The sequence below is a fragment of the Pseudonocardia alaniniphila genome (genome assembly GCF_022524485.1).
In the GTDB taxonomy this organism is placed as follows: domain Bacteria; phylum Actinomycetota; class Actinomycetes; order Mycobacteriales; family Pseudonocardiaceae; genus Pseudonocardia; species Pseudonocardia alaniniphila.
Window position 1 is genome coordinate 13519 of the sequence record NZ_JAKXMK010000006.1, and the last position, 26168, is coordinate 39686.

A 26168-nucleotide genomic window follows, 5' to 3' on the forward strand; every position below is an offset into this window, starting at 1 on the left:
GCCGGTGTGGACCGAGCCGAGAGGGACCGTTTCGACGTGGGTGCAGCCCGTGCGGACGGTCCGTCGCGCGTGCTCGTGCTCTCCGCGCCCGTGGGCGAGGGCCACGTGGCGGCGGCGCGGGCGCTCGCGGCGCGGATGCGCGAGCTCTGGCCCGCCGCCGAGGTGCTGGAGCTGGAGGGCACCGGGCGCGGCGGCTGGTGGAGGGACGTGCTGCTGCGCGTCTCCTACGACCTGACGCTGCGGTTCGTCCCGCAGCTCTACGGGCTGGGCTACGACCTGCTCGTCCGGTTCCCGAAGGTCGCCGAGTTGTTCAAGGCGATGTCCGCAGGTGGCATCGGCCGCTCGCTGGAACCGGCGCTCACGACCCTGGCCCCCGACCTCGTGGTCTCCACGTACCCGATGATCTCCGGAGGTCTGGCGTGGCTGCGCCGTCGTGGCAGGCTGCCCGGGCGCGCCGTGGCGGTGGTGACCGACGTCGCCGTGCACCCGTTCTGGGTGTGGCCCGAGCTGGACGAGACGTGGACCCTGCTGCCCGCGTCGCGGGAGCAGGCGAAGGCCGTGGCCCCGGAGGCGGACGTCCGGTTGGCCCCTGCGGCGGTCGACCGGCGCTTCCATCCGGGCGACCCGGCCGCGGCCCGTGCGGCCACCGGGCTGCGACCCGACGCGTTCGTGGTGTTGGTCACAGGTGGGTCGCTGGGCTTCGGCGGCCTCGAGACGGTGGTCGGCGCGGTGCTGGCCGGTGGCGAGGACGTGCAGGTCGTGGTGTTGTGCGGCCGCAACGAGCGGCTGCGGGCGCGTCTGCTCGCCCGCGGACTCCCCGCGGACCGGTTGGTGGCGCTCGGCTGGACCGACCGGGTGGCCGAGCAGATCACCGCGGCCGACCTGGTGGTCACCACCGCGGGCGGAGTGATCGCCACCGAGGCGCTCGCGGTGGGCCGCGCCGTGCTGTTCGCCGCGCCCATCCCGGGGCACGGCAAAGCGGGCGCCACGATGACAGCGCAGGCGGGGCTCGCGGTGGTCTGCCCGACTGTTGCCGAGGTGACGGCGGCGGTGCGCAGGCTGCGGGACGACCCGGGGGAGCGGGCCGCGCTGGCCGGCCGGGCGGCCGAGTTCGGCCGCGCGGACCTCGACGCGGAGCTGGCTGCGCTCGCCATGCGGGTGTGAACCCGCGCGAGCCGTCAGACCACGGCCGGGGCGGCGCCGATCCGTAGCCGGATGCCCTCGCCCGCCAGCGACCGGCGGAACCACCACAGCGAGAGGGCGATCCCCATCACGACCATCGTGTACGACCCGGCGGTCGACACGACGAGGTAGTTGCCGACCGTCTGGGTGGCGAGCACACAGAGCGTGGTGGCCCCGTTCACCAGGAAGACGAAGGCCCACAGCAGCGACACCCGCTTGAAGAACCGCTTGATGCGCGGGTGCCCGGTGAGCGCCTCGGGGAACGGGCAGAAGTCGTCGGCGAGCTTCGCCAGGAGCGGCCGCTCGAACCCGAGCGTGAGCAGCAAGGCCAGCGCGAAAACGAAGTTCTGCACCGTGGGCTGCAGGAAGTAGAAGAACGCGCTCCCGGTCCACAGCCCGATGGCGGTGCGTGCGATCAGCAGGCCCGTGCTGATCAGCAGCACCGCCGGCAGCCGCCTGCGCAGGACCAGCCTGCGACTGATGGCGAGCGCGGACCACCCGAGCGCGGCGAACAGTCCGGCGTCGAATCCGGCCTGGGTGAAGAGCACCCAGAACAGTGCAAGGGGAACGAGGGTCGACTCCAGCAGCGGGGTGCCGGCGTGGCGGATCAGCGACCCGATCGACGGGAGGTGAACCGTAATTCGGTGCTGCAGCATCCTCTGCCTCTCCGGCCGGCCGCGGGGTGGAAGCAGTGTACTGAGGCCGGTAACGGGGCGATAACGGGCTCATCGTCCGGTTCTGACCGGTCCTGCATCGCCTTCCACCGTGCTCCCCACTATGCCCTTCCCCTCAACTACCCGCTGCGGCCCGCAGGGATTCCCGCAACGAGCCGAGAGTCGCGAAGACGGCAGACGGCTCGTACCCGCAATGAGCCATGCAGTTCGCGCACCGAGGGTCGTTGCCGCGACCGAAGGCGGACCAGTCGGTGTCCTCGATCAGCTCCTTGTAGGTCTGCACGTAGCCGTCGTCGAGCAGGTAGCAGGGCCGCTGCCAGCCCAGGAGCGAGTAGGACGGAATCGCCCACGCCGTGCAGGCGAGGTCGATCTTTCCTTCGAGGAAGTCCAGGAACAACGGAGAGTGATTGAGCCGCCACTTCTTGCGCCGGCCGCCGTCGAAGGCCTTGCGGAACAGCTCGCGGGTCTGCTCGACACCGAGCCAGTGCTCCTGGTCCGGGGCCTTCTCATAGGCGTAGGCAGGCGAGATCTGCATGTTGTCGATGCCGAGCTCGTCGTTGAGGTAGTCGAGAACATCGATCACGTCGTGCGGCGTGTCGGTGGTGAAGAAGGTGGTGTTCGTGTTGACGCGGAACCCCTTCTCCTTCGCCATCTTGATGGCCGCGACGGCCTGGTCGAAGACACCGTCCTTGCACACCGAGGCGTCGTGACGCTCGCGCAGGCCGTCGATGTGCACCATCCACGCGAAGTTCTTGTGGGGCGTGAACCGGTGCAGGTGCTTGGGCAGCAGTACGGCGTTGGTGCAGAGGAAGACGATCTTCCCGCGGGCGAGGAGCTGGCGGACGATCTCGTCGATCTCCTTGTGCATCAGCGGCTCGCCGCCGGCGATGGAGACCATCGGAGCGCCGCTCTCCTCGATCGCGCCCACGGCCTGCTCGACCGACATCCGCTGCTTGAGCAGCGCTGCAGGCTGTTCGATCTTGCCGCAGCCTGCGCACTTGAGGTTGCAGGCGAACAGCGGCTCCAGCTCGACGAGCAGCGGGAACTTCTCGACGCGCTTGATCTTCTGCTTCATCAGGTACGCGGCGAGTCGAATGGACTGGCGCATGGGCATGGGCATGATCAGCTCACCTCCTTGGGCAGGGTGAATGAGACGTCCTCGGTCCCGGTGGTGGCCGTGGTGACGGTCACCGGACCGAGACCGGAGAGGCAGGAGACCACCTCGTCGACGAGGTGGTCGGGCGCGGACGCACCGGCGGTGACGCCGACCCGGCGCACCCCGGCGAGCCAGCGCAGATCGAGGTCGCCGACGTCGTCGACGAGGTGGGCAGGTGCGCCCTCGCGCCCGGCCACCTCGACGAGGCGCAGCGAGTTCGAGGAGTTCGGAGAACCGACGACGAGCACGAGGTCGGCCTTTCGCGCCACCGCGCGCACCGCGCGCTGGCGGTTGGTGGTGGCGTAGCAGATGTCGTCGCGTCGGGGCCCGGCGAGCCCGGGGAAGCGCTCGCGCAGTACCACAGCGATCTCCTCGGCCTCGTCGGCAGCGAGTGTGGTTTGCATCGCGAAGGCCACGTGTTGTGCGTCATGGGGCTGCACCGATCGTGCGGCGTCGACGTCCTCGACGACCATCACCTGCTCCGGAGCCTCCCCGACCGTGCCCTCGACCTCCTCGTGGTCGGCGTGGCCGATGAGGAACACCGTGTCGCCGCGTTCGGAGTAGCGGCGCACCTCGGAGTGCACCTTCGCGACGAGCGGGCAGGTCGCGTCGATCACCGAGAGGTCACGGCCCCGGGCCTGCGCGCGGACGGCGGGGGCGACCCCGTGCGCGGCGAGCACGGCGACGGCGCCGCGGGGGATCTCCTCGATCTCCTGGACGAACACCGCCCCACGCCGCTCCAGACCGCGCACCACGTGGACGTTGTGCACGATCTGGCGCCGTACGTAGACCGGAGCCCCGAAGCGGTCGAGTGCCCGGTCGACGACGTCGATGGCGCGCTCGACCCCCGCGCAGAACGACCGCGGCTCGGCGAGCTCGACCGTGCGTGCTGCGGTGGCGGCCAGCCAGTCGTCCAGCGCGGGCGCAGCGCGGCGCAGGGACCGGAGCGCGCCCAGGCCGTGCACGAGCGTGGAGGGCCGGTACAGCGGCGCGTCCGGCGTGTCGACGACGGCGCGGACCACGGCGAAGGGGCCACCCGCCGCCGCGTCGGCGAGCCAGGCCGACTCCATGTCGACGACCAGCGCTCCGGTCCGGGACAGCTGGGTGCGGCGGTCTCCGTCGACGACGGACGGACTGGAGAAGACCGGTCCGACGTGGACGCGCAGGCCCACCCGGCGCAGCGCGGCGGCCAGCGGCACCGCGCTCGGCACCGCGATCGGTTCCACCCCGTCGCCTCGCACCTCGTCCGCGACCACCAGGTCGCCGGGTCGCAGCCGGGTGTCGAGCGCTCCCGCCACCCCCGCGACGAGGACCGGGCGGGCACCGCCCTCGGCGATCCGGTGCGCGGCGGCACGCGAGCGGCGAGGGCCCAGACCCGTGCGGACGACCTGGGCGGCGGGCCGCCTTCCGACGGCGATGCGCTCTGCCCGGAGAGGGGTGCAGACGACGGGGCTCCTCATCGGTCCGCGTCCAGGTAACGGCCGAGCGCGGAGACGGGGAACACCATCCGGTAGAGGTGGTAGTTGATGTAGAAGGCACCCGGGAACCCGGTGCCGGTGAACTCGGGCTCGTCCCACGAGCCGTCCTCGAGCTGCGTGTCGACCAGCCACTGCACACCGCGCTCGACGGCAGTCGACCGCTCGCCGGCCGCAAGCAGCGCAAGCAGCGCCCACGCCGTCTGGGACGCCGTGGAGGTGCCATGCCCGATCCACTCCGGGTCGGCGTAGGAGCGCAGGTCCTCGCCCCAGCCGCCGTCGGGGTTCTGGTGCAGCTCCAGCCAGCGCACCGCGGCGCGGATGGCCGGTGACGACTCGGGCACCCCGGCGGCGATGAGGGCAGGCACGACCCCGCCCGTCCCGTACACGTGGTTGGCGCCCCACCGGCCGAACCACGAGCCGTCGTCCTCCTGGGAGGCGAACAGCCACGCGACGCCGCGCCGGCATGCCTCGGAGCCGGAGAGGCCCTCGGCCGCGAGCATCTCCACCATGTGCGCCGTGACGTCGGCGGACGGCGGGTCGATCACGGCGCCGAAGTCGCAGAAGGGCAGCTTCGTGATGATCTCGCGGGTGTTGTCGGCGTCGAACGCGCCCCAGCCGCCGTCGTGCGACTGCATGCCCACCGCCCAGTCGACCCCGCGGTCCACGGCGGCCCGCAGCCGTTCGGGCTCGGGGTGGGCGACGCGGCGCAGCGCCAGCACGACCTCGGCCGTGTCGTCGACGTCCGGGTAGCCGTCGTTGTCGAACTCGAACGCCCACCCGCCCGGGGCGAGCTGCGGCCTGCGCACCGACCAGTCGCCGGTGACGCGGATCTCCTCGGCGAGCATCCAGTCCGCGGCGCGCACCACGGCCTGGTCGTCGGGGGCGACGCCGGCGTCCAGCAGTGCCGTGACGGCCAGGCAGGTGTCCCACACGGGCGACTGGCACGCCTCGAGCCTGCGGACCCATCCGTCGGGCGTCTGCTCGCGGACCAGGAACCCGTCGAGCCCGGTGATGCCGGCCTTCATCGCGGGATGGTCCATCGGGTAGCCGAGCAGGTGCAGGCAGAGCAGCGAGTACACCCACGGCGGCTGGATGCCGCCCCATGACCCGTCGGCCTCCTGGCGGGCGAGGACCCACTCGGCGGCCCGGCGCATCGCGAGCCTGCGCAAGGGCCGCACGGGGCTGCGCGAGTAGCGGTGCAGCACCTTGTCGAGCCGCTGGAACGCGCCCGGCCAGGACCACAACGGTGCCCGGCGCGGCCGGGCCGCCTGCCGCTGCCCCGGGGTGAGCCGTTCCTGCGGGCAGCGCAGCTCGTCGATGCCGAACGGCAGGGGGCGCGCCGGCCGCAGGGTGGCGACGACGGTCAGCGGGACGACGGTCTGGCGTGCCCAGCAGGCCCAGTCGTAGACGTTGAGCGGGAACCAGCGCGGCAGGAAGATCATCTCCGGCGGCATGTCGGGCAGGTCGTCCCACGACCACAGCCCGAACAGGGCGAGCCAGATCCGGGTGAACACCCGGCTGTTCTCCACCCCGCCCCAGGCGAGCACGAACTTCTGCGCGCGCTGCATGTGCTCCGCGTCCGGCGAGTCACCGGCCAGCCGCAGCGCCACCCAGGCCTCGATGGTGGTCGAGAGGTCTCCCGGACCACCACGGAAGTTCGCCCACGTGCCGTCCGCACGCTGCTGGGAGCGGATCCAGCGGGCGGCCTCCTCGGTCTCCTGGTCCTCGCGGATGCCGAGGAACTCCCGCAGCAGCAGGTCCTCGGCGTCCATCGTCACGTTGGTCTCGAGCTCGCCCTTCCACCAGCCCTGCTGATCCTGCTGGGTGCGCAGGAAGCCGACTGCGGCGTCAAGGGCCGAGTGCAGGCTGCGGGAGGTGGTCTCGGGCGCCGTGAGGGTCATCAGAACTCCCGGTCGGTGAGGTGGCGGCCGAGGGCGACGAGCTCGGCACGGGCGACAGGGGGGATGTCGACGCCGGCGAGGGCCTTCTCCGCCAGCGACATGCGCCTTCGCGCCTCGGCGGCGGCCCAGTCGCGGCCCCCACCGGTCTCGACGAGCGCAGCCGCCCGTCGCAGGTCGTGCTCGTCGTCGCCGCTCCCGTTGAGCCAGCACGCGAGCTCCACCCCGGCCGCGCCGCCGTGGTGCACCGCGTATGTCACCGGAAGCGACTTCTTGCGCGAGCGCAGGTCTGACAGCACCGGCTTGCCGGTGACCGTCGGGTCCCCCCAGATCCCGAGCAGGTCGTCGACGAGCTGGAACGCGGCGCCGACCTCCGCACCGAAGGTGCGCAGCGCCGCGGTGACCGTCGGACAGGCACCCGCCAGCAACGCCCCGACCTCGGCGCTCGCGGCCAGGAGCGATCCGGTCTTCCCGGAGGCCATGGCCAGGCACTCGTCCACGCTGACGTCGCCGCGCCGCTCGAACGCGACGTCCTCCGCCTGGCCGCGGATGAGCTCGCGTGTGGTGCGGGCGATCAACGAGGCCGCGGCCGCCGCGTGCGGCGACTCGGACTCCAGCAGGATCTCCACGGCCAGGGCGAGCAGCGCGTCGCCCGTCAGGATCGCCGACGGGGCGCCCCACTGCGCCCACACCGTGCGGCGATGCCTGCGCTCGGTGTCGCCGTCCATCAGGTCGTCGTGCAGGAGCGAGAAGTTGTGTACGAGCTCGACGGCCACCGCACCGGGCAGCCCGACGGCGGCCGGGGAGCCGGCGGCTTGCGTGGAGAGCAGGGCGAGCGCGGGCCGCACGGCCTTCCCGCCGCCGTTGCCCGGGGAGCCGTCGAGCTCGGTCCAGCCCAGGTGGTAGGAGGCCTGCTCGCGGCTCGCGGGATCCAGCCGCTCGACAGCGCCCTGCAGCGCAGGGGTGACGAGATCGCGGCAGCGCCGCAGCGCGTCCACGGCGGTGGTCGAGGTGGCGGAGGCGGTCATGTCGCGACCTCCGCCGTGCGCACCGGTGCACCCGCAGCGGAGAGCAGAGCGTCGGCGGCGGAGTTCCCGCTGCGCACCGCGCCCTCCATCGTGGCGGGCCACCCCGTGCCGGTCCACGACCCGGCCAGGAAGAGCCCGGGGGTGCGTGTCGTGGACGGTGGTCGGAGCGCGCCGCTGCCTGGGGACGCGCGGAACGTCGCGTGCGGCTCCCGTGTCACGAAGAAGTCCAGGACCCGCGCCTCACGCGCCGCGGGTAGCAGGGCGGCGAGCGCCGGCAGCATGTCCTCGCGCAACCGTGCCGCCGGCGTACGGATCAGGTCGTCGGCGGCCGACAGGGAGACGGCCAGGTACTGCGCGGGAGCCGGGTGTGTGCGATGCAGGCCGGACTGCTCCGTGCGGTCGAAGACCCACTGCACCGGGGTGTCCACGCCCGCCACGAACGGCACGTCGAGCACCGTGCGGTCGTAGACGACGTGCACGTTCACGATCGGAGCGCTGCCCAGCGTCGTGGACCAACCCTGCGGCAGGTCGAGCGCCGCCGCAGGCAGCAGCCGCTCCGCCACCGTGGGCGGTACGGCGCAGATCATCTGGTCGACCACGGTCTCCTCCACCCTCTCGCCTTCACGCTCCGAGCCGATCTGCCATCCGTCTCCCGTGCGCTCCAGGGAGCGGACCTTCGTCGAGGTGTGCACCTGGACTCCGGCCTCGCGCAGGCGGCGCGCGGCCGCGTCGTCGTGCAGCCGTCCGAGCGGCACCCTGGCCCAGCCGATGTCGCCCGCCGCCGCGTCCGTGAGCAGCCCGAGCCGGAAGACGGTGGCGGCCGGTGCGAGCGACGCGGAGTCCGCCGTGGCGTTGAGCGTGGCCACCCCCACGAGATCCCACAGCGCGTCGACGGCCCGGCGGCTCTGGCCGTGCTCGGCGAGCCATGAACCGAAGCTGACGGCGTCGGTCGCGGGGTCGGCCGGATCCACCTTCCGCAGCGCGAGCGCCGCCCCGACCAGTCGCAGCCGGTCCGGCACCGACAACGGACGGTGACACACCAACGCCCCCGCGAGGTGCAGGGGCGCGGGCAGCCGGGACCGGCGCAACCGGCCGGGCCGCTGCCCGGGCATGCGTACCGGGATGTCCAGCCGATCCTGGAGTGTCACCAGGTCGGTCACCCCTAGCCGGTCGAGCAGCGTCCTGTAGGCCGTGCAGCAGCGCAGGAACACGTGCTGTCCGTTGTCGACGTCGAGCTCGCCGCGCCGGAAGGAGGACGCGAGGCCCCCGAGCCGCGGCCGCGCCTCCAGCAGTGTCACCGCGAACCCGGCGTCGGCGCACCGGAGGGCAGCGGTGATCCCGGCGAGCCCGCCGCCGATCACCCCGACCCTGGCGCCCGTAGCGGCGCTCATGAGGTCGGGGCTCCCACGGGTGATCGGCCGGAGAGCGCCCGTGCCGCCACCGCTGCCTTCTGCCAGCCCGACAGCGACCGTCGCTGGTGGTACACCGAGGGCGGGTCGGCGGCGATGTCGTCGAGCAGCTTGCGGTAGATGCCGGACATCGCGGTGACGCAGGCGGCGCTGCGCCGGTCGAGCAGTGGCACGAGCTTGAGGCCCTCGGCGTACCACTCGCGCGCCCTCGCGGCGCTGAACGTGATCAGCTCCGCGAGGCCGCCGGTCTTGTCGATCAGCACCTCGTGCTCGTCGAGCACCAGTTCGACGCCGAACCGCTCCAGCTCCGCCCGGGGTAGGTAGATGCGCCCGTTCTGCAGGTCCTCGCGGATGTCGCGCAGGATGTTGGTCTGCTGCAGCGCGATGCCCAGCACGTCGGCGTAGCGCGAGGCCTCGGGGTCCGGGCGCGAGCCGAAGATGCCCAGGCAGAGCCGCCCTACCGAGCCTGCGACACAGCGGCAGTACCCGACCATGTCGTCGAACGACTCATAGAAGCAGGTGGCGGTGTCGGACCGGGCGTCCATCGCGACATCCGCCTCGACCCCGTCGACGAGCTCGTCGAACGCGCCGAGCGGGATCGGGTAGCGCGCCACGGCGTCGGTCACCGCGACCAGCACGGGGTCGGCCGCGTCGGGAGGCTGCCGCAGCGACTGCCGCAGTTCGGCGAGCGCGGCCACCTTCTCCGCGGTGGGCAGGTCGCCGTCGCCGATGTCGTCGATGCGCCGGGCCAGGGCGTACACGGCACAGAGCGCCGAGCGTTTCGCCGGTGGCAGCAGGCGGATGCCGTAGTAGAAGTTGCGGGCCTCCCGCCGGGTGATGGCGTCGCACGCCTCGTAGGCGGCATCGAGCGGGGTCCTTGGCGGGGTCACAGCGTGCTCCGGATCAGGTCGGGGACGAGGTGCCGGACGACGTCGCGTCGCCTGGCGGCCGGCGAGCCGGCCAGCACGTCCCACTCGGCGCGACGCAACGCGTCGGCCGCAGCCCGGCCACCGGCCACGTAGCCGGTGACGGCGAGACGGGCCCAGCCGTGCAATGTGCCGCTCATCGCCGCGGCGCCCTGGTCGAGGAGCGCCACCGCCCGAGCGGTCTCGTGGGCGATCAGTCTGCGCAACGCGGGCGGCGTGCTGGCCGCCCCGAGATCTCCCACGTTCAGCCGAGCGTGGTCGACGGATGAGGAGACGACATCACTCGAAATGGTGATACCGAAGCGCTCGAGATCCTCGATGGGCAGGTAGACGCGGCCGCGGTCACGGTCTTCGGCCACGTCCTGCCAGTGCTCGAGCAGCTGCAGGGCCGTGCAGACCTGGTCGCTCCCGCGTTCGACGGCGCTACCGGGCGGGGCGTCGACCTCGAAGATCGCGAGCACGAGTCGTCCGATGGGGTCGGCGGACAGCCGGCAGTAGCCGAGCAGGTCGTCCCAAGTGGCGTACCGCATGACCTGTTGGTCCTGCAGGTTCGCCGCGATGAGCCGGTCGAACGGCTCGCGCGGCAGGCCCCCGTCGCGGGCGACGGGAACCAGCCGCTGCAGCACCGGCGCGCGGGGGCCGGGCCCATCGCGTTTCCAGACCGCGGCGAGATCGTCGGAGAATGCGTGCAATTCGGACAGTCGATCCCCTGTGGACTCGTCACCGAGGTCGTCGATCGTGCGGACCACGTCGTAGACCGCACGCAGCCGGGTGCGCAGCCGGGCGGGGAGTATCCGCAGCGCTACCGGGAAGTTCTCGGCCTGTTCCGCGCTGCGCAGCCGCGTCTCGGCGCCAGGCAGCGGCCCGGCGGTCGCGTCCTGTGTCGACGACGGTTCGGCCATGAGGCGATGTTGCCCGGGAACCGTCCACTGTCTCTGCGCATCTGTGGTTAATTATTTGGGGTCAATTTTGTCAAACTCGTACAACACGGCCCCTGCTCGTGCCCTGACAGGCGTACAAGATGTGTGTGGACGATCGAGATCCGTCGCTGGCCGGCTTGGTGCCGGCCCTGATCGACCGCCTTCCCGTGCTGCTGGACGAGGTGCGTCTGGCGCTGGAGGAGGACTGGCCCGACTACGCCCGGTTCCTGGCCGCCAACAGTGCGGAGGTGGGGGTGGCCGCCGACGCGGCCCTGAACCGGCTCGTCACGCTCGTGACGACCAGCGGCGCCGACGGTGGCGTCGAGGGTGAGCTCTTCGAGGAGATCGGCCGCATCCAGTGGCGGCAGGGGAGCGACCTGACCACGCTGTTGTCCGCCTACCAGATGGGAGCGCGCGTCTTCTGGCGCCATGTGTCGGCCGTTGCCGTCGAGCAGCGTGTCGAGCCGCGCACCGTGGCGGCACTGGCCGAGGCGGTCTTCCTCTTCGTCGACAAGCTCTCCTCGTCCTCGGCCCGCGGCTATGTCCTGGAGCAATCGGAGGCCGCGGTCACCCGCGAGCGTCTGCGTGAGGAGCTCGTGGGGCTGCTGCTCTCCGACCGGGCCGACCAGGCGGCGGTGCTGGCCGCGGCGGAACGGGCCGAGTGGCCGTTGCCGGATGAGATGGCAGTGGTGCTGGTGGAGCCCGACAGTCCCGCCTCGCACCAGGCTCTCGCGCGTCTCGACCCGTCGAACATCGTGTTCAGCCGCCCGCCGCTACTGGGGGCGATCGTGCCGAACCCGTCGCGGCGGAACTTGCGCAGGCTCGCCACCGTGCTGCGCGGCACGCGGGCGGTCGTCGGTGTGGCGGTGCCCGCCGACCGGCTCCCGGCCAGCCTGCACATCGCCGAGACCGCGGCGCGCCTCCAGCGCAGCGGCGTGCTCGTCGACGATCCGGTGTTCACCGCCGACCACCTTGACGCGATCATCGTGCACCGCGATGCGGGGCTGCTCGACGCGCTGCGGACCCGTGTGCTCGGTCCGCTCGCCACCTCCTCACCGGCGTCGCGGGAGCGGCTGTCCGAGACGCTGCTCGCCTGGCTGCGGCACATGGGCGACCGGCGGGCGATCGCCGCGGAGCTGCACGTGCACCCGCAGACGGTGCGCTACCGCCTCGCGAAGCTGCACGAGCTGTTCGGGGAGGACCTCGATTCGCCCAGTACCCGGGCGCAACTGGTGCTCGCCCTCGCGTGGGGACCGCCGCAGCCCGTGCGGCCGGCGGCAGGAGCGATGCCGCCCGGCACGGTCGGGCAGCCGCCCCGCACGGACTTCACGGCACCGCGTCGCTGACCCTGCATACGAGCGCCGGGATCGTTTGCTTCCGGCTGCGTTGAATCCTTCGTCCCGTTTGTGGGCTTCTGGTCCCGAATCTGCCGCCGCGTTGCTCGACGGAGTTGCACCCGCCCGGCCGGACGAATTGCCGAGGTTGCGTTGTGGTCATCACATGTAACCGGCGCTACACCCCCGCCATTCTGTCGACACTTGGGGTCGGCACGGTCGTACCGTTGAATCAACATCTATTGCAGGAAGGTCCGGGGAATTGCAGGAGGATATCCGGTTCGCGGGGATCGTGCCGGCTGCGCGAGCGGCGGCTCGCGACCGGCGATCGATCTGACCAGCAGCAGCGGGGCACGGCCGTGGGGGTGGCCGTCCCGGCCCGTCGTGGCGCTCCGCTGACCCGACCACCGTGAAAGGACGAGCAGTGCTCGAACGTTCTTCGTCTGACTACCTCGCGAGCGACCCCGGAGTGCTGCCCTGCTGGTGGCGCATGGTCGACCGATGGGACGGCGTGCACCTGCTGGTCGGGGGAGAGCTCGACAGGGCGAGTTCGGATCTGCTCGACGAGGCGCTCCGGTTGCTGGAGATCTTCCCGCGCACGTCGCACGTCGACCTGTCCGCTGTCACCTTCGCCGACCCCGACGGCCTCGAGCCGCTGGCCGCCAGCGCGCGACGGCGTGCGCAGAACGCTCTCCCGCCCCTGGATCTGGCCGGCGCGAGCCGTCGTGTGCAGCGAACCTTCAACCGATTGGTCGCTGATCCGCAGCGCGACCACGCGGCAGCGGGCTGAGGAGCGGCAGCGGGCTGAGGAGCGGCAGCGGGCTGAGGAACGGGAAGGCCGAACCCGCCGCCAGCGATCGGGGCGAGTTGCCGAGGCGGGTGCCCTTGCGGCGTGATCACGCCACCGGGCCCGGTCATCGTGCTCACCGGGAGCGAGCGACGGCCGACGCTCCGCATTTTCCGGCGTCGCCATCGCCGTAATCGTGCCGTTACGCGTGCCGGCGACTGTCGGCAATTTCGCATGTCCGGGATTCCGGCGCTGCGCGGGTTAGGGTCTCCGAGGTGCGCGCCGGAACCCCGCTGGGCGTGGCACCAAGCTTCAGAGTTTGAGGAATCAGCGAACCTTCCTCGCCGTTGACACGTAGTAACCACAGAGAGACGGTCACACCGGCGGTCGGCGCAGCGTCGCGGCATATCCCCGGTCTGCTCTCCAGGCTAATTCTCATACGGTGCGTCGGCTCGGCGACGTGCCGCAGATCAGTGCGCCTTTTTACCGCCCCGACAGGTCAGAAGTCGTTTCGTTCGAGGAGACATCGTGAGCACGCTGCTACGGGGGCCCGGCCCTCTGCCCACCCCGCGGCCGCCGGGTCTCGTCCTGGTGGCGGCCGATCACACGCAGGGTTCGCGGACCCACAGCGGCGAGCGTCTCCATCACGTCTTCGAGGATCAGGCCGATCGGATGCGTTCCTCCGGAAAGGAGGATCACCTGGCCGTGGACGCCGGTGAGATCACGCTCACTTTCACGGAGCTCGACGAGCGTGCCAACCGGCTGGCCCGTTTCCTGATCGCACAGGGTGCCGGCCCGGGTGACCGTATCGCGCTGCTGTTCGACCAGGCGGTGCATTCCTACATCGGGATGCTCGCCGTCCTGAAGATCAACGCCGCTTACGTGCCACTGGACGTCGGGTTTCCGTCCGACCGGATCGCCTACATCATTTCCGACGCGGGCGCGCGAATGGTGCTGTCGCTCTCGCACGTGCGGGACCGCGTCGACGACCTGGAGGATTTCGCGCCCGGTCTCGTGTACGTGGATCAGGCTGAGAACGCCATCGCGCAGCAGAGCCCGGAGCGGCTGTCGGACGCAGAGCGTGGTGAGCCGGTGGAGGATCTGGCCTACCTGATCTACACCTCCGGCACTACCGGACGGCCCAAGGGCGTGGCGATCGAGCACGCCGGCATCTGCAACTTCGTGCGGGTGGCCGCGGAGGTCTACGGGATCTCGGCCCAGGACCGCGTCTACCAGGGGATGACGATCGCGTTCGACTTCTCGGTCGAGGAGATCTGGGTGCCGTGGACGGCCGGGGCGACCCTCGTCCCGAAGCCCGCCGGGTCGACCCTGCTCGGCTGGGACCTGCACGACTTCCTGACCGAGCGGCACGTCACCGCCCTGTGCTGCGTGCCGACGCTGCTGGCCACCGTCGAGGAGGATCTGCCGGAGCTGCGGTTCCTGCTGGTCTCCGGCGAGGCCTGCCCGCAGGACCTGATCGCCCGTTGGCACAGGCCCGGCCGCCGGTTCCTCAACGTCTACGGGCCCACCGAGGCCACGGTCACCGCCACCTGGACCACGCTGGACCCGAACCGGCCGGTCACGATAGGGCAGCCACTGCCGACCTACAGCACTGTCATCCTGGACCGCGACGACCCGCGGCACGCCCTGCCGCACGGCTCGGTCGGGGAGATCGGCATCGCGGGGATCGGCCTGGCGGCCGGCTACCTCAACCGCGACGACCTGACGCGGAAGGCCTTCATCCCCGACTTCCTCGGCATCCCGGGCAACCCCTCGGGACGGATCTACCGCACCGGCGACCTCGGCCGGGTCAACGCGGACGGTGAGATCGAGTACATGGGCCGGATCGACCTCCAGGTCAAGATCCGCGGCTATCGCATCGAGCTGACCGAGATCGAGTCGGTGCTGCTGCAGGTGCCGGGCGTGGCCGCGGCCGTGGTCGACACGTTCGAGCCGACGCCGGGCGCCACGGAACTGGTGGCCTACTACAGCCTGCGTTCCGACACGGCTGTGCTGGACCCGGAGGAGATCACGGCGCATCTCGAGGAGCGCCTGCCCACCTACATGGTCCCGGCGTACCTGGAGCAGCTCGCCGCCATCCCGATGACCCCGCAGGACAAGGTGGACCGCCGGGCCCTGCCCGCGCCCGCCGCGCGGCGCGCCGCCTCCGGAGGCGCCGAGCACGTGGCCCCGGCGAGCGAGACGGAGCAGCTCCTGGCCGGTGCGCTGGCACGGACGCTGGGCGTGGACCAGGTCTCGGTCGAGGACGACTTCTTCGACGACCTGGGCACCAACTCGCTGCTCATGGCCCAGTTCTCGGCCAGGGTGCGCAAGGAGACCGATCTGCCATCGCTGTCGATGCGTGAGATCTACCAGCACTCGACGGTCCGTGAGCTCGCCGCCGCAGCGGGCGGCTCGATCCCGGCGGCCGAGCGTTCCGCCGAGGCCGGCACCGTGGTCCGCACCAGCAGCGTCGGCTACCTGGTGACAGGTGCCCTCCAGTTGCTGACCTTCCTGGTCGTCACGTTCGTCGGCTCCGTCGTCGTGGACCGCGTGTTCACCTGGGCGTCCGACGGCACCGACCTGCTGCAGGTGTTCACCCGGTCCGCTGTCGCCGCCGCGGTGGTCTTTCTGGCCACGACCCTGCTGCCGATCGTGGCGAAGTGGGCTCTGGTCGGACGCTTCACGGAGCGGGAGATCCGGCTCTGGAGCCTGGGCTACTTCCGGTTCTGGCTGGTCAAGACACTGATCCAGGTCAACCCGATGGCGCTGTTCGCCGGGTCCCCGGTCTACAACCTCTACCTGCGGGCCCTCGGTGCGAAGATCGGGCGCGGTGCCACGATCCTGTCGCGCAGCGTCCCCGTCGCCACCGACCTGATCAGCATCGGAGCCGACTCGATCATCCGCCGCAACGTCCTCTTCAGCGGCTACCACGCGGCAGGCGGAGTGCTGCGCACCGGACGGATCACCCTCGGCCGCGACGTCTTCGTCGGCGAGACGAGCGTCCTCGACATCGGCACGACGATGGGTGACGGCGCACAGCTGGGCAACGCATCGTCGATGCACGAGGGGCAGGTCGTCCCGGCCGGTGAAGCCTGGCACGGCGTTCCGGCCGAGCCCGCCACCACGAACTACCGGGTGGTCGCGCCGGCTGCGCGCGGCACGCTGCGCCGGTTCGTCTTCGGCACGGCCGAGATACTGGGCTCGCTGGCGCTGCTGTCGGCGCTGTCGGGCGCGGTGATCACGCTGCTCACCGCCGTTCCGCAGGTGGAGAACTTCTTCGAGCCCCCGGTCGCCGCGCTCGCCGGTCCGTCGTACTACCTGTCGCTGGTGGCGCTGTCGGCGGTGGTGTTCTTCGGCGGCCTGATCGTGTGGCTCGCAGTGATGTTCGTGGTGCCGCGCCTGCTCACCCCGATGCTCCGGCCGGGCAGGACCTACCGGCTTTACGGGTTCCACCACGTCGTCGCGTCGCTGATCACCCTCCTGAGCAACTCGCCGTTCTTCATGACGCTGTTCGGCGACTCGTCGGCGGTCGTCGGGTACGCCCGCGGCCTCGGCTACGACCTGTCGGAGACGGAGCAGACGGGGTCGAACTTCGGCACCGAACTGCAGCAGGACTCGCCGCTCCTGACGAGGATCGGGACCGGCACGATGGTCTCCGACGGCCTGTCCGTCCTCAACACCGACTACTCGAGCAGCTCATTCAGCGTGTCGCGGATCGCGATCGGCGAGCGCAACTTCCTGGGCAACGGCATCGTCTACCCGGCCGACGCGAAGATCGGCGCGAACGTCCTGCTGGCCACGAAGGTCCTGGTGCCGATCGACGGCCCGGTCCGGGAGGATGTCGGCCTGCTTGGGTCGCCCGCCTTCGAGATCCCCCGCAGCGTCGCCCGTGACAGCGAGTTCGACGAGCTGAAGTCCCCGGAGGTGCTGCGGCAACGGCTGCGTGCCAAGCTCCGGTACAACCTCGGAAGCATGGCCACGTTCCTGCTGGTCCGTTGGGTGCAGCTCGTGGCGCTGGTGGTCCTTCTGGCGGTCAGTTCGGAGTTCTACCCGCGCTTCGGTGCCGTCGCCACCGTCGCCGGCATTCTCGCCGACCTGGTCTTCGGCGCCCTCCTCGGAGTGTTCGCGGAGCGCGCCGTGATGGGATTCGGGAAGCTCAGCCCGAAGTTCGTCTCGATCTACGACCCGTACTTCTGGCGCCACGAGCGGCTGTGGAAGCACAACATGATGTTCGGGATGGCGGGCACCCCGTTCCGCACCGTCCTCTGGCGGCTGCTGGGTGTGCGGGTCGGCAAGCGGCTCTTCGACGACGGCGGCTCGATCCCCGACAAGACGCTGGTGACCATCGGCGACGATGTCGTGCTGAACAGCGGCAGCGTGATCCAGTGCCACTCGCTCGAAGACGGGACGTTCAAGTCCGACCGCACGGTGATCGGCTCGGGCGCCGCCATCGGCGTCTCCGCGTTTGTGCACTACGGCGTCACGATGGGCGAAGGCACGGTTCTCGAAGCCGACTCCTTCCTGATGAAGGGCGAGGAGACGGCATCGTTCACCCGCTGGGGCGGCAACCCGGCCACGGAGCTGCGGCCCGTCACCCCGGCTCTCACGGTTGCGGCTCCGGCGGTCCCGGCCGACGCTCTCGAGCAGGCTCTCGCCGCCTGACCCCGGTCGTGCGGGTCAGTGCCGGGGGCGGGTCGCGGCGTTCGCCAGCAGGACCGCGATCCAGGGCAGCACGCCGGTGAGCACGACGGCCACGACGCCGGCGACCGGCGTCCAGAGGTAGAGCGGGTAGGACGCCGCGAAGCCGATGAGATGGACGACCATCAGGATGACGTACGTGCGGCGGCGGTGCGCCTGCTCCTCGTCGAGGGACGGTGCGGCGTCGGTGATGACCGGTGGTCTGGTGGACATGAAGACCTCCCGGGAAGCCTGTCGACGCGACTCCCCGACAGTAGAACGCGGGGGCGTCGACGTGCCGTCCCGCGCTACCGAGATGCCGATCATATGGCCTGTGATCAGCGCAAACGCCAAATCGACCACGGCCGTTCGGCCCTATCCGGTCCGCTGCAGCCGGGCTTACGCTGACCCGGTTCGGAGGCCCCGGACATGCTGCGAGATGTGATGGCGACGTACCAGTTCCGCTGCCCGGAGTGCGACCCGCGGGTCGCCGCACCTCCGGTCCGGACGGCGCGATATCGCGCCGCCCGTGGCGGGCGGGGGGCGCGTCGGCAGTCCGCGCGCATCCGCACGAACCAGGGACTCGACAGGCACCGGCTGCGCGAGGACGCAGTCTGGGACGTCCCCGAGGTGCCCGCTGCGATCGCACCGGGCACCCGTCGCCGCCCCAGCTCCGCGCTCCGCTTCACCGCGCTGCCGCCGGCCTGATGAGCGACCGGCGCCACGCGCCGGGTCATGGCGCAGCGAGGAGGACAGAGATGGCCATTGTCGGTCTGCTGTACGTCGGAGCGGTGCTGTTCATCAACGGGCTGCTGCTCGTCGGGGCCGTAGACCCCAGAGCGGCCGCGCCGATGAACCTCTTCGTCGGTGCGCTGCAGGTCGTCACACCGACGTACCTGATCTTCACGTCGGGCGGCGACCCGGCGGTGATCCTTGCGGCGTCGGGCCTGTACCTCTTCGGCTTCACGTACCTCTACGTCGGCATCGGGCTTCTGGCGGGGCTCGATACGACCGGAGTCGGGTGGTTCTCCCTGTTCGTCGCCATCACGGCGCTGGGCTACTCGGTCGCGAACTTCCAGCTCCTGGGTGACCCCGCGTTCGGCGTCATCTGGCTCTACTGGGCATTCCTGTGGGCACTGTTCTTCGTGGTACTCGGCCTGAAGCGCGACTCGCTCACCAACTACACCGGCTGGGTGACGATCATCCAGTCCTGGGTGACGGCAGCGATCCCGGCGATGCTGCTGCTCACCGGTCTGTGGCGCAACCCGACCGCGATCGCGATCGGGCTCGCCATCGGCGGCGCCGTCGTGTTCGGCGGGCTGTACCTGCTCGACCGCCGTCGCGCCCGCCGTGCACCGGCACCGACCCCTGCACCGTCCGTTCCAGCGGCGACGGGGTGACCGACCAGATCCGGAAGGAGATCCACCATGCCCGAAGTGGTATTCACCGTCGACCAGTCGAAGTCGATGCGCGACCAGGCGGTCCCGGGGCACAACCGGTGGCATCCGGATGTGCCTGCGGCGGTCACGGTCCGGCCGGGACAGCAGTTCCGGGTGGAGTGCAGGGAGTGGACCGACGCCCAGATCGGCAACAACGACTCGGCGAACGACGTACGTGACGTCGACCTGACGTCGTGCCACATGCTGAGTGGTCCGATCGCCGTCGAGGGGGCCGAGCCGGGTGACCTGCTGGTCGTCGACATCCTCGACCTGGGGCCGGTGCAGGCTCCCCAGGAGTTCGGCGACGCCCCCGGCCAGGGATGGGGCTACACCGGCATCTTCGCCAGGGCGAACGGCGGCGGGTTCCTGACCGACTACTTCCCGGACGCCTACAAGGCGATCTGGGACTTCTCGGGGCAGGTGGCGACATCCCGGCACCTCCCGGGCGTCCGCTACACGGGGATCACGCATCCCGGCCTGTTCGGTACGGCGCCGTCCGCCGAGCTGCTGGCTCGCTGGAACCGGCGTGAGCGGGCCTTGATCCAGACGGATCCGGACCGCGTGCCACCGCTGGCCCTCCCGCCGCTGGAGGAGAACACGCTGGGCGGAACGGCGACCGGCGACGTGGCCGGAGGGATCGCCCGGGACGGGGCCAGGACGGTGCCCGCCCGGGAGAACGGTGGCAACCACGACATCAAGAACTTCACCCGGGGTTCTCGGGTCTTCTACCCGGTGCACGTGCCCGGCGCGTTGCTCTCCGGCGGAGACCTGCACTTCAGTCAGGGCGACGGCGAGATCACCTTCTGCGGCGCGATCGAGATGGGTGGTTTCATCGACTTCCACGTCGACCTGATCAAGGGTGGGATGGAGACCTACGGGGTCACGACGAACCCGGTGTTCATGCCGGGCAATGTCGAGCCCCGGTACTCGGAGTTCATGACCTTCATCGGGCTGTCGGTCGACCGCGAGAGCGACGAGAACTACTACCTCGACGCGACCGTCGCCTACCGGCGGGCCTGCCTCAACGCCGTCGAGTACCTGAAGAAGTTCGGGTACTCGGGCGAGCAGGCGTACCTGCTGCTGGGTTCGGCGCCGATCGAGGGCCGCGTCAGCGGCGTCGTCGACATCCCGAACGCGTGTTGTTCGCTCTACCTGCCGACCGCGATCTTCGACTTCGACATCAAGCCGTCGGCGCAGGGACCGGTGAGGCAGGACAGGGGCCAGTGCGCAGTGACCTCCTGAGTTCCGCCGATCAGTGGGTGGCCCGCGCGCCGTCTCGGTGCGCGGGCCATTCCGCGGCACGGACCCGTCGTCCCACGTAGCCTCGACGTACGGGTTCGTCCCTGGAGGCCCTCGATGACCGACGACACGTCAGACCTGCCCCCGGTCCACCCGAAGCACCTGGCGCGTGAACGCTTCGGGAAGGGGGCGTTGCACGCCGCGCACGACATCACGGAGGCGCTCGCCGAAGCGGGCGTCGACGACGACGGCGTGGTGGTGCTGCGTACCGACGGGCCGCGCCACAGCTTCGCCCAGCTCGAGGCGCTCATCGACGAGGCTCTCGCGGAGGAGGCGGAGCACGGGGAGGAGCCGAAGGCCCCGTAGGCCCCGGTCAGGTCGGGACTAGCCTGTCGGATGACGTTCGACACCGGTAGGGCGCTTAGCGCAGCCGGATCGGCGGAGCGAGACGACGCTGGGAGAACGTGGAAGAGCTGGTCGCCGGCATCATCCTGGCGTTGGTACTCCTGGCGGCGATCCGGCGGCCGTTCGGGTGGAACGAGGCTGCGGTCGGTGTCCCGGCTGCTGCGCTCGTCATGGGGATCGGCCTGGTGCCGGTGGAGGCCGCGCTGGCCACCGCTCGGCAGCTGCTCCCGACCGTGCTGTTCCTGGCCGCGATCCTCGCGTTCGGCCACCTCTGCGCCTCGGCGGGTGTGTTCGACCATCTCGGCGCACTCGCCGGACGGGCATCGGCCGGGCGGCCGGCCCGGCTGCTCCTCCTGACCGTCGGCCTCGCCGCGGTCACCACCGCCGTGCTGACGCTGGACGCCACGGTGGTGCTGCTGACCCCGGTCGTCTGGCGCACGGCTCAGCGGGTCGGCGCCCCGCGACGTCCGCACCTCTACGCCTGCCTGCATCTGGCGAACGCCGGGTCGTTGCTGCTGCCGGTGTCGAACCTGACGAACCTCCTGGCGTTCACCGCGTCCGGGCTGTCGTTCGGCCGGTTCGCCGCCCTCATGACGCTGCCGTGGCTCGTCACCTGCCTGCTCGAATGGCTGGCCCTGCGCGCCTTCTTCCGCCGTGACCTGCCGGATCCCGACCGCGACAACGCCGTGGCCGTCGTGCCGCACGATCCGGCCCCCCGCTACGCCCTCACTGTTCTCGTGCTCACCGTGGTCGGTATCGGCGTCGCCTCCGCCCTCGGCGTCGCGCCGGCGGTCGCCGCAGCCGGCGGGGTGCTCCTGCTGGCCGTCCCGCGCCTCCTACGTCGTGAGCTCACGCCGCGCGCGCTCGTGCTGTCGGCCAACCCGGGTTTCTGCGTCTTCGTCATCGCCCTGGGTGTGGTCGTCGACGCCGTGACGCGCCACGGGCTCGGCTCTGCGCTGGAGAACGCCCTGCCCGACGGTGAGGGCCTGGCTGCGCTGCTGGTGCTGGCGTTCGTCGCCGCACTGCTGGCGAACGTCGTGAACAACCTCCCGGCCACGCTGCTGATGCTGCCCGTCGTGGCGGGCCATCCCATCGCGGTGCTGGCCGTCCTGCTCGGGGTGAACATCGGACCGAACCTGACTTACGTCGGATCGCTCGCGACCCTGCTGTGGCGCCGGCTGCTGCCGTACGCCGATCGGCCGCGGGGCGGGCAGTTCCATGCGCTCGGCGCGCTCACCGTGCCCCCGGTGCTGGCGGCGGCAACGGTCGCGCTGTGGGCGTCGGCATTGCTGCTGTAGCGCGTGGGCCGCGCGCTTCTGGTTGCACACCGTAAATGGGTGGATCCGCCGGAAAACCACCGATCTGCCCCGTTCAGGGGCTCGACGGCGGCCCTGTCGCAGGTACCGTGACAATTTCCAGAATGCGGTTGACCGGCTGATAGGAGCCGACAATGACCACCTACGAACCCCAGGCGGCGGCGTTGCGTGGCGTGTGGTGGCTCGTGCTGATCCGCGGGATCCTGGCCATCCTCTTCGGTCTGTTCGCGCTCTTCTCACCAGGAACGGCGCTGCTCGTGCTGGTGTTCGTCTTCGGCGCGTACGCGATCATCGACGGCATCACCGCGCTCGTCGCCGGTCTTCGGCACCGCAAGGAAGAATCGCACTGGGGCTGGCAGGTCTTCCAGGGTGTCATATCGGTGATCGCCGGTATCATCGCTTTCGTCTGGCCGGGCGTCACGGTGCTGGCGATCCTTTTCGTGATCGCTTTCTGGAGCATTGTCAGCGGCGTCGGGCAGATCGTCGAGTCGTTCACGATGCGCAAGCGCGGACTGTCGTCGTGGGGGTGGACGCTCGCCGGCGGGATCGTGAGCGTGCTCTTCGGCATCGTCCTGCTGGTGTGGCCCGGTGCGGGGCTGATCACGCTCCTGTGGCTGGTCGGCGTGTTCGCCCTCGTCTTCGGTGTGATCTTCGTGGTGTGGGCCCTGCGGCTGCGGAAGCTACCCGCGGCCGGTGACCGAACGGGCTCGCAGCAGACGACACCGACGGAATGAGCTCGGGCAGTGGCCCCCCCCCCGGGGCCGGGCCCCCCCCCCCCCCCCCCCCGCGGGGGGGGGGGGGGGGGGGCCCCCCCCGCGGCCCCCCCCGGGGGGGGGGCCACTGCTCGCGGCTACAGGTTCGGCTTGACGTCCTGGTCGTAGATCCCGGACAGGGTCTTCTTGAGCGCGTTCATCTCCGTCTGGACGTCGGCCTGCTGCGTGAGGATGTTGGCGCAGGACTTGCCCATCTCCTGGTCGGCGCCAGGGAAGAACACCCGGGCCCGGTCCTGCACGCGGGTGACGGCCAGCTGGTCGATCGCCACCTTGCTCTGCGGGGTCTTCGCCACGAGGCTCGACACGTCCGCCGACTTGCGCACCGGCATGTAGCCGGTGGCGCCGGCGAAGCTCACGGTGTTCTCCGGCGAGGTCAGGAACTTCACGAAGGTCGCCGCGGCGAGCTGGTTCTCCTTCGGGATCGCCTTCGGGATGCCGACGCCCGCGCCACCCGTGGGGCACACCGGCGTGCTGGCGACCGGCCCGCCGGGCAGTGGACCCGCTCCCACCTCGAACTTCGAGGCCGTGAGGATGCCGACCAGGCTGCCCGTGGAGCTCACCGTGGCGCTGACGGCACCGGCCGAGAGGTCGTTGGCCGAGTCCGTGCTGGCCACACCGGCCCAGCCGTTCTTGTACACCGAGTCCTGGAGGAACTGCAGGGCGGCGACGGACTGCTGCGAGTCGCAGGTGATGTCCCAGTCGTTGCTCCAGGCGCCGCCCCAGCCCCAGAGGTTGTTCTGGAAGGACCAGCCCGCGTACCCGGCGAGAGCCGGGTGCTGGAAGGCGTGCTGGACGCCGGTGCCGGCGGACTGCAGCCGCGGCGCCCACTCGGCGAACTCGGCCCAGGTGGTCGGGGCGCGGTCGGGGAGCCCGGCGGCCGCCCAGTGCGCCTTGTTGTAGTAGAAGAGCGGGGTCGAGCGTGCCCACGGGATCGCCCACTGGCCGCCGTTGTACTGGTAGTCGGCCAGCAGCTGGTCGCGGTAGTCGCCGGTCTCGATGCCGACGGTCTTGATCAGCGAGTCGAGCGGGATGATCGAGCCCAGCATGTAGTAGCGGAACCACCACACGTCCGAGAGCACGACGAGGTCGGGCAGGGTGCCGCCGGTCTGAGCGGTCTGGAACTTCTGCGCGATCTCCTCGTAGTCCTTGCCCGCGGTCACGAGGTTGACCTTGATGTCGGGCTGCGACGCGTGGAAGGCGTCGATGATCTGCTGGGACACCGCCTGCGAGCTGCCGGGGTTGTTCGACCACCAGGTGATCTGGGAGGCGGGCTTCACGCCGGTGTAGTCGATGTCCGCCGGCGCCGTCGCCGGTGCCGAGCCGGACGTCGTGGCGGGGCCGCCGCACGCGGCGAGGGCCGCCGTGACGCCGACCGCCGAGGCGAGCCGCAGGAAGCCGCGCCGGTCGAGAGCGGGGGAGTGGGCGTGGCGAGCTGACATGAAAGGTCCTTCTGATGGATGGGGGAGGGGTCGGAGAGGGCTCGCCGCTGCGGGGTAGCGGCTGCGTTCGCAAGCTCCGCTCAGTCCTTCACGGCGCCCTGCGTGAGGCCCGCGATGACGTAGCGCTGGAGCGCGGCGAACACGATGAGGACCGGCACGATGACGGCGACGGAGCCCGCCATGAGGACCCCGTACTTCGCCACGCTGGACTCGCTGTTGGACAGCAGGGTGAGGCCGACGGGCAGGGTCATCATCGAGGGCTCGGAGACGATGACCAGGGGCCACAGGTAGTCGTTCCACTCGAAGACGATGCTCACCAGCGCGACGGTCACGATGCTGGGCGCGGAGATCGGCATGACGATGCGGGTGAGCCTGCGCCAGTGCCCGGCTCCGTCGATCTCGGCCGCCTCCAAAATGGACGCCGGCAGCGTCATGAAGTGCTGGCGGAGCAGGAAGGTGCCGAAGCCGGTGCCGAGGCCCGGCAGGATGATCCCCCAGTAGGTGTCCGTGCCGCCCATGCTGCTGATGAGGATGTAGTTCGGCAGGAGCGACACCTGCGGCGGCACCATGAGCGTCACGAGGATCAGAGCAAAGATCAGCTTCTTGGCCGGGAAGCGGACGAACACCAGCGCGTAGGCCGTGAAGACGGCCAGCAGCACCTTGATCCCGGCACCGACCACGGTGACGATCGCCGAGTTCAGGAACAGGCGTGCGAAGGGGATCTCACGGGCGGCCTCGACGTAGTTGGTGGGCGCGAGGCTGCTGGGCAGGAGCGTGGAGAGGTCGCGCGTCAGCAGCTCGGTCGGCGTCTTGAACGACGAGAGCACCATCCACACGAGCGGCAGCGCGACGACCACGACGGCCAGCACGAGCGGCAGGTACGAGCCTGTGGCGGCGGCGGCGAGGTTGCGCGGTGCGAGCGGATGTGCGCGGGCGACGGGCCGCTGCGCTGTTGTGACGGTCATCGGTAGTGCACCCGCCGCTCGAGGACCAGCATCTGGATCGCGGTGAACAGCACCAGCAGCGCGAACAGCACCGTCGACACGGTGGCGGAGTAGCCCGCGCGGTTGTACCCGCCGAAGGCCTGCAGGTAGGCGTCGTAGATGAGGGTGGTCGTGCCCCGGCCGAGCGGGGTCATGATCCGGATGATGTCGAAGGCCTGAAGCGAGTTGAGCACGCTCGTGACCAGCAGGAAGAACGTGGTCGGGGAGAGCAGCGGCAGGGTGATCGACCAGAACGTCCGCAGCCGGCCCGCCCCGTCGATGGAGGAGGCCTCCGTCAGGTCGCGCGGGATGGCCTGGAGCCCGGCCAGGTAGATCACCGCCGCGTAGCCCATGTTCTTCCAGACGTAGACGATGATCACCATGAGGAGGCTCAGCGTCGGGTCGTTGAACCACTGGGGGCTGTCGAGGCCCACGGCACGCAGCACCGCGGCGAACACGCCGAGCGTCGGGTCGAACATGAACACCCAGATCAGCCCCACGCCGACGCCGGAGAGCACGAACGGCGAGAACACCGCGGCTCTGGCGAAGCCGACGCCGCGGACCTTGCGGTTGAGGGCCAGCGCGATCAACAGGCCCAGCAGCATCGATCCGCCGACCGTGGCCACCGTGAAGATCACGGTCACCCGCGCGATCTCGCCGGTGTCGGGCGAGGTGAAGAACCGCACGTAGTTGTCGAACCCGACCGGCACGGCCGTCGCCGCGCCGAGCGTCCAGTTGAGCGTGGAGTAGTAGATGTTCGATAACAGGGGCCGGTAGGTGAAAGCGACGATCAGGAGGATGTTCGGTGCGGCGAAGGCGAGGAACACGAGGAAGTCGTGCCGCTCGCGGGCTCCGAAACGACGTCGCGGCGCCGGTGCCGGCCGGGGTACGGTCGCCCGCGGTGCAGTCACCGGTACGGACGTTATGGATGCCATTCGCGCACTCCGCAGCCTCTCTCCATAGCGGGGCCGCGGAGGCCCGCGGCTGCGCAGACCTTGGCAATCGGACATGAGCGGTTGATGATCCGCAGTCGGCCGCCTCACCAACAGCAGACCACCGGTCGGCGCAGGTTGACGGCTCTTCTGACCCGTGAGTGGCATGG

Annotated in this window: 22 protein-coding genes; 10 read left to right on the forward strand and 12 right to left on the reverse strand. The window is 70.7% G+C overall.

The annotated features are described in order from the left end of the window. Nucleotides 1–6: 6 nt before the first annotated feature. Nucleotides 7–1164 (forward strand): MGDG synthase family glycosyltransferase, encoded by a 1158-nt coding sequence (locus MMF94_RS06900; RefSeq protein WP_241035442.1) that lies wholly within the window; start codon nt 7–9, stop codon nt 1162–1164. Nucleotides 1165–1178: 14 nt separating this feature from the next. Here MMF94_RS06900 and MMF94_RS06905 read toward each other — a convergent pair whose 3' ends face one another. The 8 genes from MMF94_RS06905 to MMF94_RS06940 all read right to left on the reverse strand — a co-directional run bounded on the left by MMF94_RS06905 (nt 1179) and on the right by MMF94_RS06940 (nt 10653). Next, complete coding sequence (locus MMF94_RS06905) at nt 1179–1838, reverse strand: VC0807 family protein (RefSeq protein WP_241035443.1); 660 nt, start codon at nt 1836–1838, stop codon at nt 1179–1181. 133 nt (nt 1839–1971) lie between these two features. Next, nucleotides 1972–2976 carry an adenosyl-hopene transferase HpnH gene (gene hpnH / locus MMF94_RS06910; protein ID WP_241035444.1) on the reverse strand — a complete coding sequence of 335 codons (1005 nt, stop codon included), beginning with the start codon at nt 2974–2976 and terminating at the stop codon, nt 1972–1974. Nucleotides 2977–2978: 2 nt separating this feature from the next. Then, nucleotides 2979–4472: a 4-hydroxy-3-methylbut-2-enyl diphosphate reductase gene (gene ispH, locus MMF94_RS06915; RefSeq protein WP_241035445.1), complete on the reverse strand. Its 1494-nt coding sequence runs from the start codon at nt 4470–4472 to the stop codon at nt 2979–2981. Then, a complete protein-coding gene (shc, locus tag MMF94_RS06920) occupies nt 4469–6391 on the reverse strand; it encodes a squalene--hopene cyclase (protein WP_241035446.1) in 1923 nt (640 codons plus the stop codon). The genes ispH and shc overlap by 4 nt, the downstream gene beginning before the upstream one ends. Further along, complete coding sequence (locus MMF94_RS06925; protein ID WP_241035447.1) at nt 6391–7416, reverse strand: polyprenyl synthetase family protein; 1026 nt, start codon at nt 7414–7416, stop codon at nt 6391–6393. The genes shc and MMF94_RS06925 overlap by 1 nt, the downstream gene beginning before the upstream one ends. After that, the gene (gene hpnE / locus MMF94_RS06930) at nt 7413–8807 is read right to left on the reverse strand and encodes a hydroxysqualene dehydroxylase HpnE (RefSeq protein WP_241035448.1); all 1395 of its coding nucleotides are present in this window, start codon (nt 8805–8807) and stop codon (nt 7413–7415) included. Before hpnE ends, MMF94_RS06925 begins: the two co-directional genes overlap by 4 nt. Then, nucleotides 8804–9715 (reverse strand): presqualene diphosphate synthase HpnD, encoded by a 912-nt coding sequence (hpnD, locus tag MMF94_RS06935; RefSeq protein ID WP_241035449.1) that lies wholly within the window; start codon nt 9713–9715, stop codon nt 8804–8806. Before hpnD ends, hpnE begins: the two co-directional genes overlap by 4 nt. Continuing rightward, on the reverse strand, nt 9712–10653 hold the full coding sequence (locus tag MMF94_RS06940; RefSeq protein ID WP_241035450.1) for a squalene/phytoene synthase family protein: 942 nt from the start codon (nt 10651–10653) through the stop codon (nt 9712–9714). Before MMF94_RS06940 ends, hpnD begins: the two co-directional genes overlap by 4 nt. 119 nt (nt 10654–10772) lie before the next feature. Here MMF94_RS06940 and MMF94_RS06945 point away from each other — a divergent pair, with 119 nt between their 5' ends. The 3 genes from MMF94_RS06945 to MMF94_RS06955 all read left to right on the forward strand — a co-directional run bounded on the left by MMF94_RS06945 (nt 10773) and on the right by MMF94_RS06955 (nt 17457). Beyond that, the gene (locus MMF94_RS06945; RefSeq protein WP_379660289.1) at nt 10773–12017 is read left to right on the forward strand and encodes a PucR family transcriptional regulator; all 1245 of its coding nucleotides are present in this window, start codon (nt 10773–10775) and stop codon (nt 12015–12017) included. Nucleotides 12018–12429: 412 nt separating this feature from the next. Beyond that, nucleotides 12430–12795, forward strand: a complete 366-nt coding sequence (locus MMF94_RS06950; protein ID WP_241035452.1) for an STAS domain-containing protein — start codon at nt 12430–12432, stop codon at nt 12793–12795. A gap of 525 nt (nt 12796–13320) precedes the next feature. Beyond that, nucleotides 13321–17457, forward strand: coding sequence for a Pls/PosA family non-ribosomal peptide synthetase (locus MMF94_RS06955; protein WP_241035453.1), 4137 nt, complete (start codon nt 13321–13323; stop codon nt 17455–17457). A gap of 15 nt (nt 17458–17472) precedes the next feature. Here the strand turns inward: MMF94_RS06955 and MMF94_RS06960 are convergent, their stop codons facing one another. Next, on the reverse strand, nt 17473–17706 hold the full coding sequence (locus MMF94_RS06960) for a DUF3099 domain-containing protein (RefSeq protein ID WP_241035454.1): 234 nt from the start codon (nt 17704–17706) through the stop codon (nt 17473–17475). 195 nt (nt 17707–17901) lie between these two features. On the opposite strand from MMF94_RS06960, the gene MMF94_RS06965 reads away from it, so the two are divergent. The 6 genes from MMF94_RS06965 to MMF94_RS06990 all read left to right on the forward strand — a co-directional run bounded on the left by MMF94_RS06965 (nt 17902) and on the right by MMF94_RS06990 (nt 22605). Beyond that, a complete protein-coding gene (locus tag MMF94_RS06965) occupies nt 17902–18180 on the forward strand; it encodes a hypothetical protein (protein WP_241035455.1) in 279 nt (92 codons plus the stop codon). A 50-nt stretch (nt 18181–18230) separates the two neighbouring features. Further along, a complete protein-coding gene (locus MMF94_RS06970; protein ID WP_241035456.1) occupies nt 18231–18872 on the forward strand; it encodes an AmiS/UreI family transporter in 642 nt (213 codons plus the stop codon). A gap of 27 nt (nt 18873–18899) precedes the next feature. After that, the gene (gene fmdA, locus MMF94_RS06975; RefSeq protein ID WP_241035457.1) at nt 18900–20153 is read left to right on the forward strand and encodes a formamidase; all 1254 of its coding nucleotides are present in this window, start codon (nt 18900–18902) and stop codon (nt 20151–20153) included. 114 nt (nt 20154–20267) lie between these two features. Beyond that, nucleotides 20268–20516, forward strand: a complete 249-nt coding sequence (locus MMF94_RS06980; protein ID WP_241035458.1) for a hypothetical protein — start codon at nt 20268–20270, stop codon at nt 20514–20516. Nucleotides 20517–20614: 98 nt separating this feature from the next. Then, entirely contained in the window at nt 20615–21853 is a 1239-nt protein-coding gene (locus MMF94_RS06985) for an SLC13 family permease (RefSeq protein ID WP_241035459.1), read from the forward strand. Nucleotides 21854–22005: 152 nt separating this feature from the next. Further along, nucleotides 22006–22605 (forward strand): HdeD family acid-resistance protein, encoded by a 600-nt coding sequence (locus MMF94_RS06990; RefSeq protein WP_241035460.1) that lies wholly within the window; start codon nt 22006–22008, stop codon nt 22603–22605. 116 nt (nt 22606–22721) lie between these two features. On the opposite strand, the gene MMF94_RS06995 is transcribed toward MMF94_RS06990, so the two are convergent. The 3 genes from MMF94_RS06995 to MMF94_RS07005 all read right to left on the reverse strand — a co-directional run bounded on the left by MMF94_RS06995 (nt 22722) and on the right by MMF94_RS07005 (nt 25977). Next, complete coding sequence (locus MMF94_RS06995; protein ID WP_241035461.1) at nt 22722–24083, reverse strand: ABC transporter substrate-binding protein; 1362 nt, start codon at nt 24081–24083, stop codon at nt 22722–22724. Between the two features lie 80 nt (nt 24084–24163). Beyond that, complete coding sequence (locus tag MMF94_RS07000; RefSeq protein ID WP_241035462.1) at nt 24164–25048, reverse strand: carbohydrate ABC transporter permease; 885 nt, start codon at nt 25046–25048, stop codon at nt 24164–24166. Next, nucleotides 25045–25977 (reverse strand): carbohydrate ABC transporter permease, encoded by a 933-nt coding sequence (locus MMF94_RS07005; RefSeq protein ID WP_241035463.1) that lies wholly within the window; start codon nt 25975–25977, stop codon nt 25045–25047. Before MMF94_RS07005 ends, MMF94_RS07000 begins: the two co-directional genes overlap by 4 nt. Nucleotides 25978–26168 lie beyond the last annotated feature (191 nt).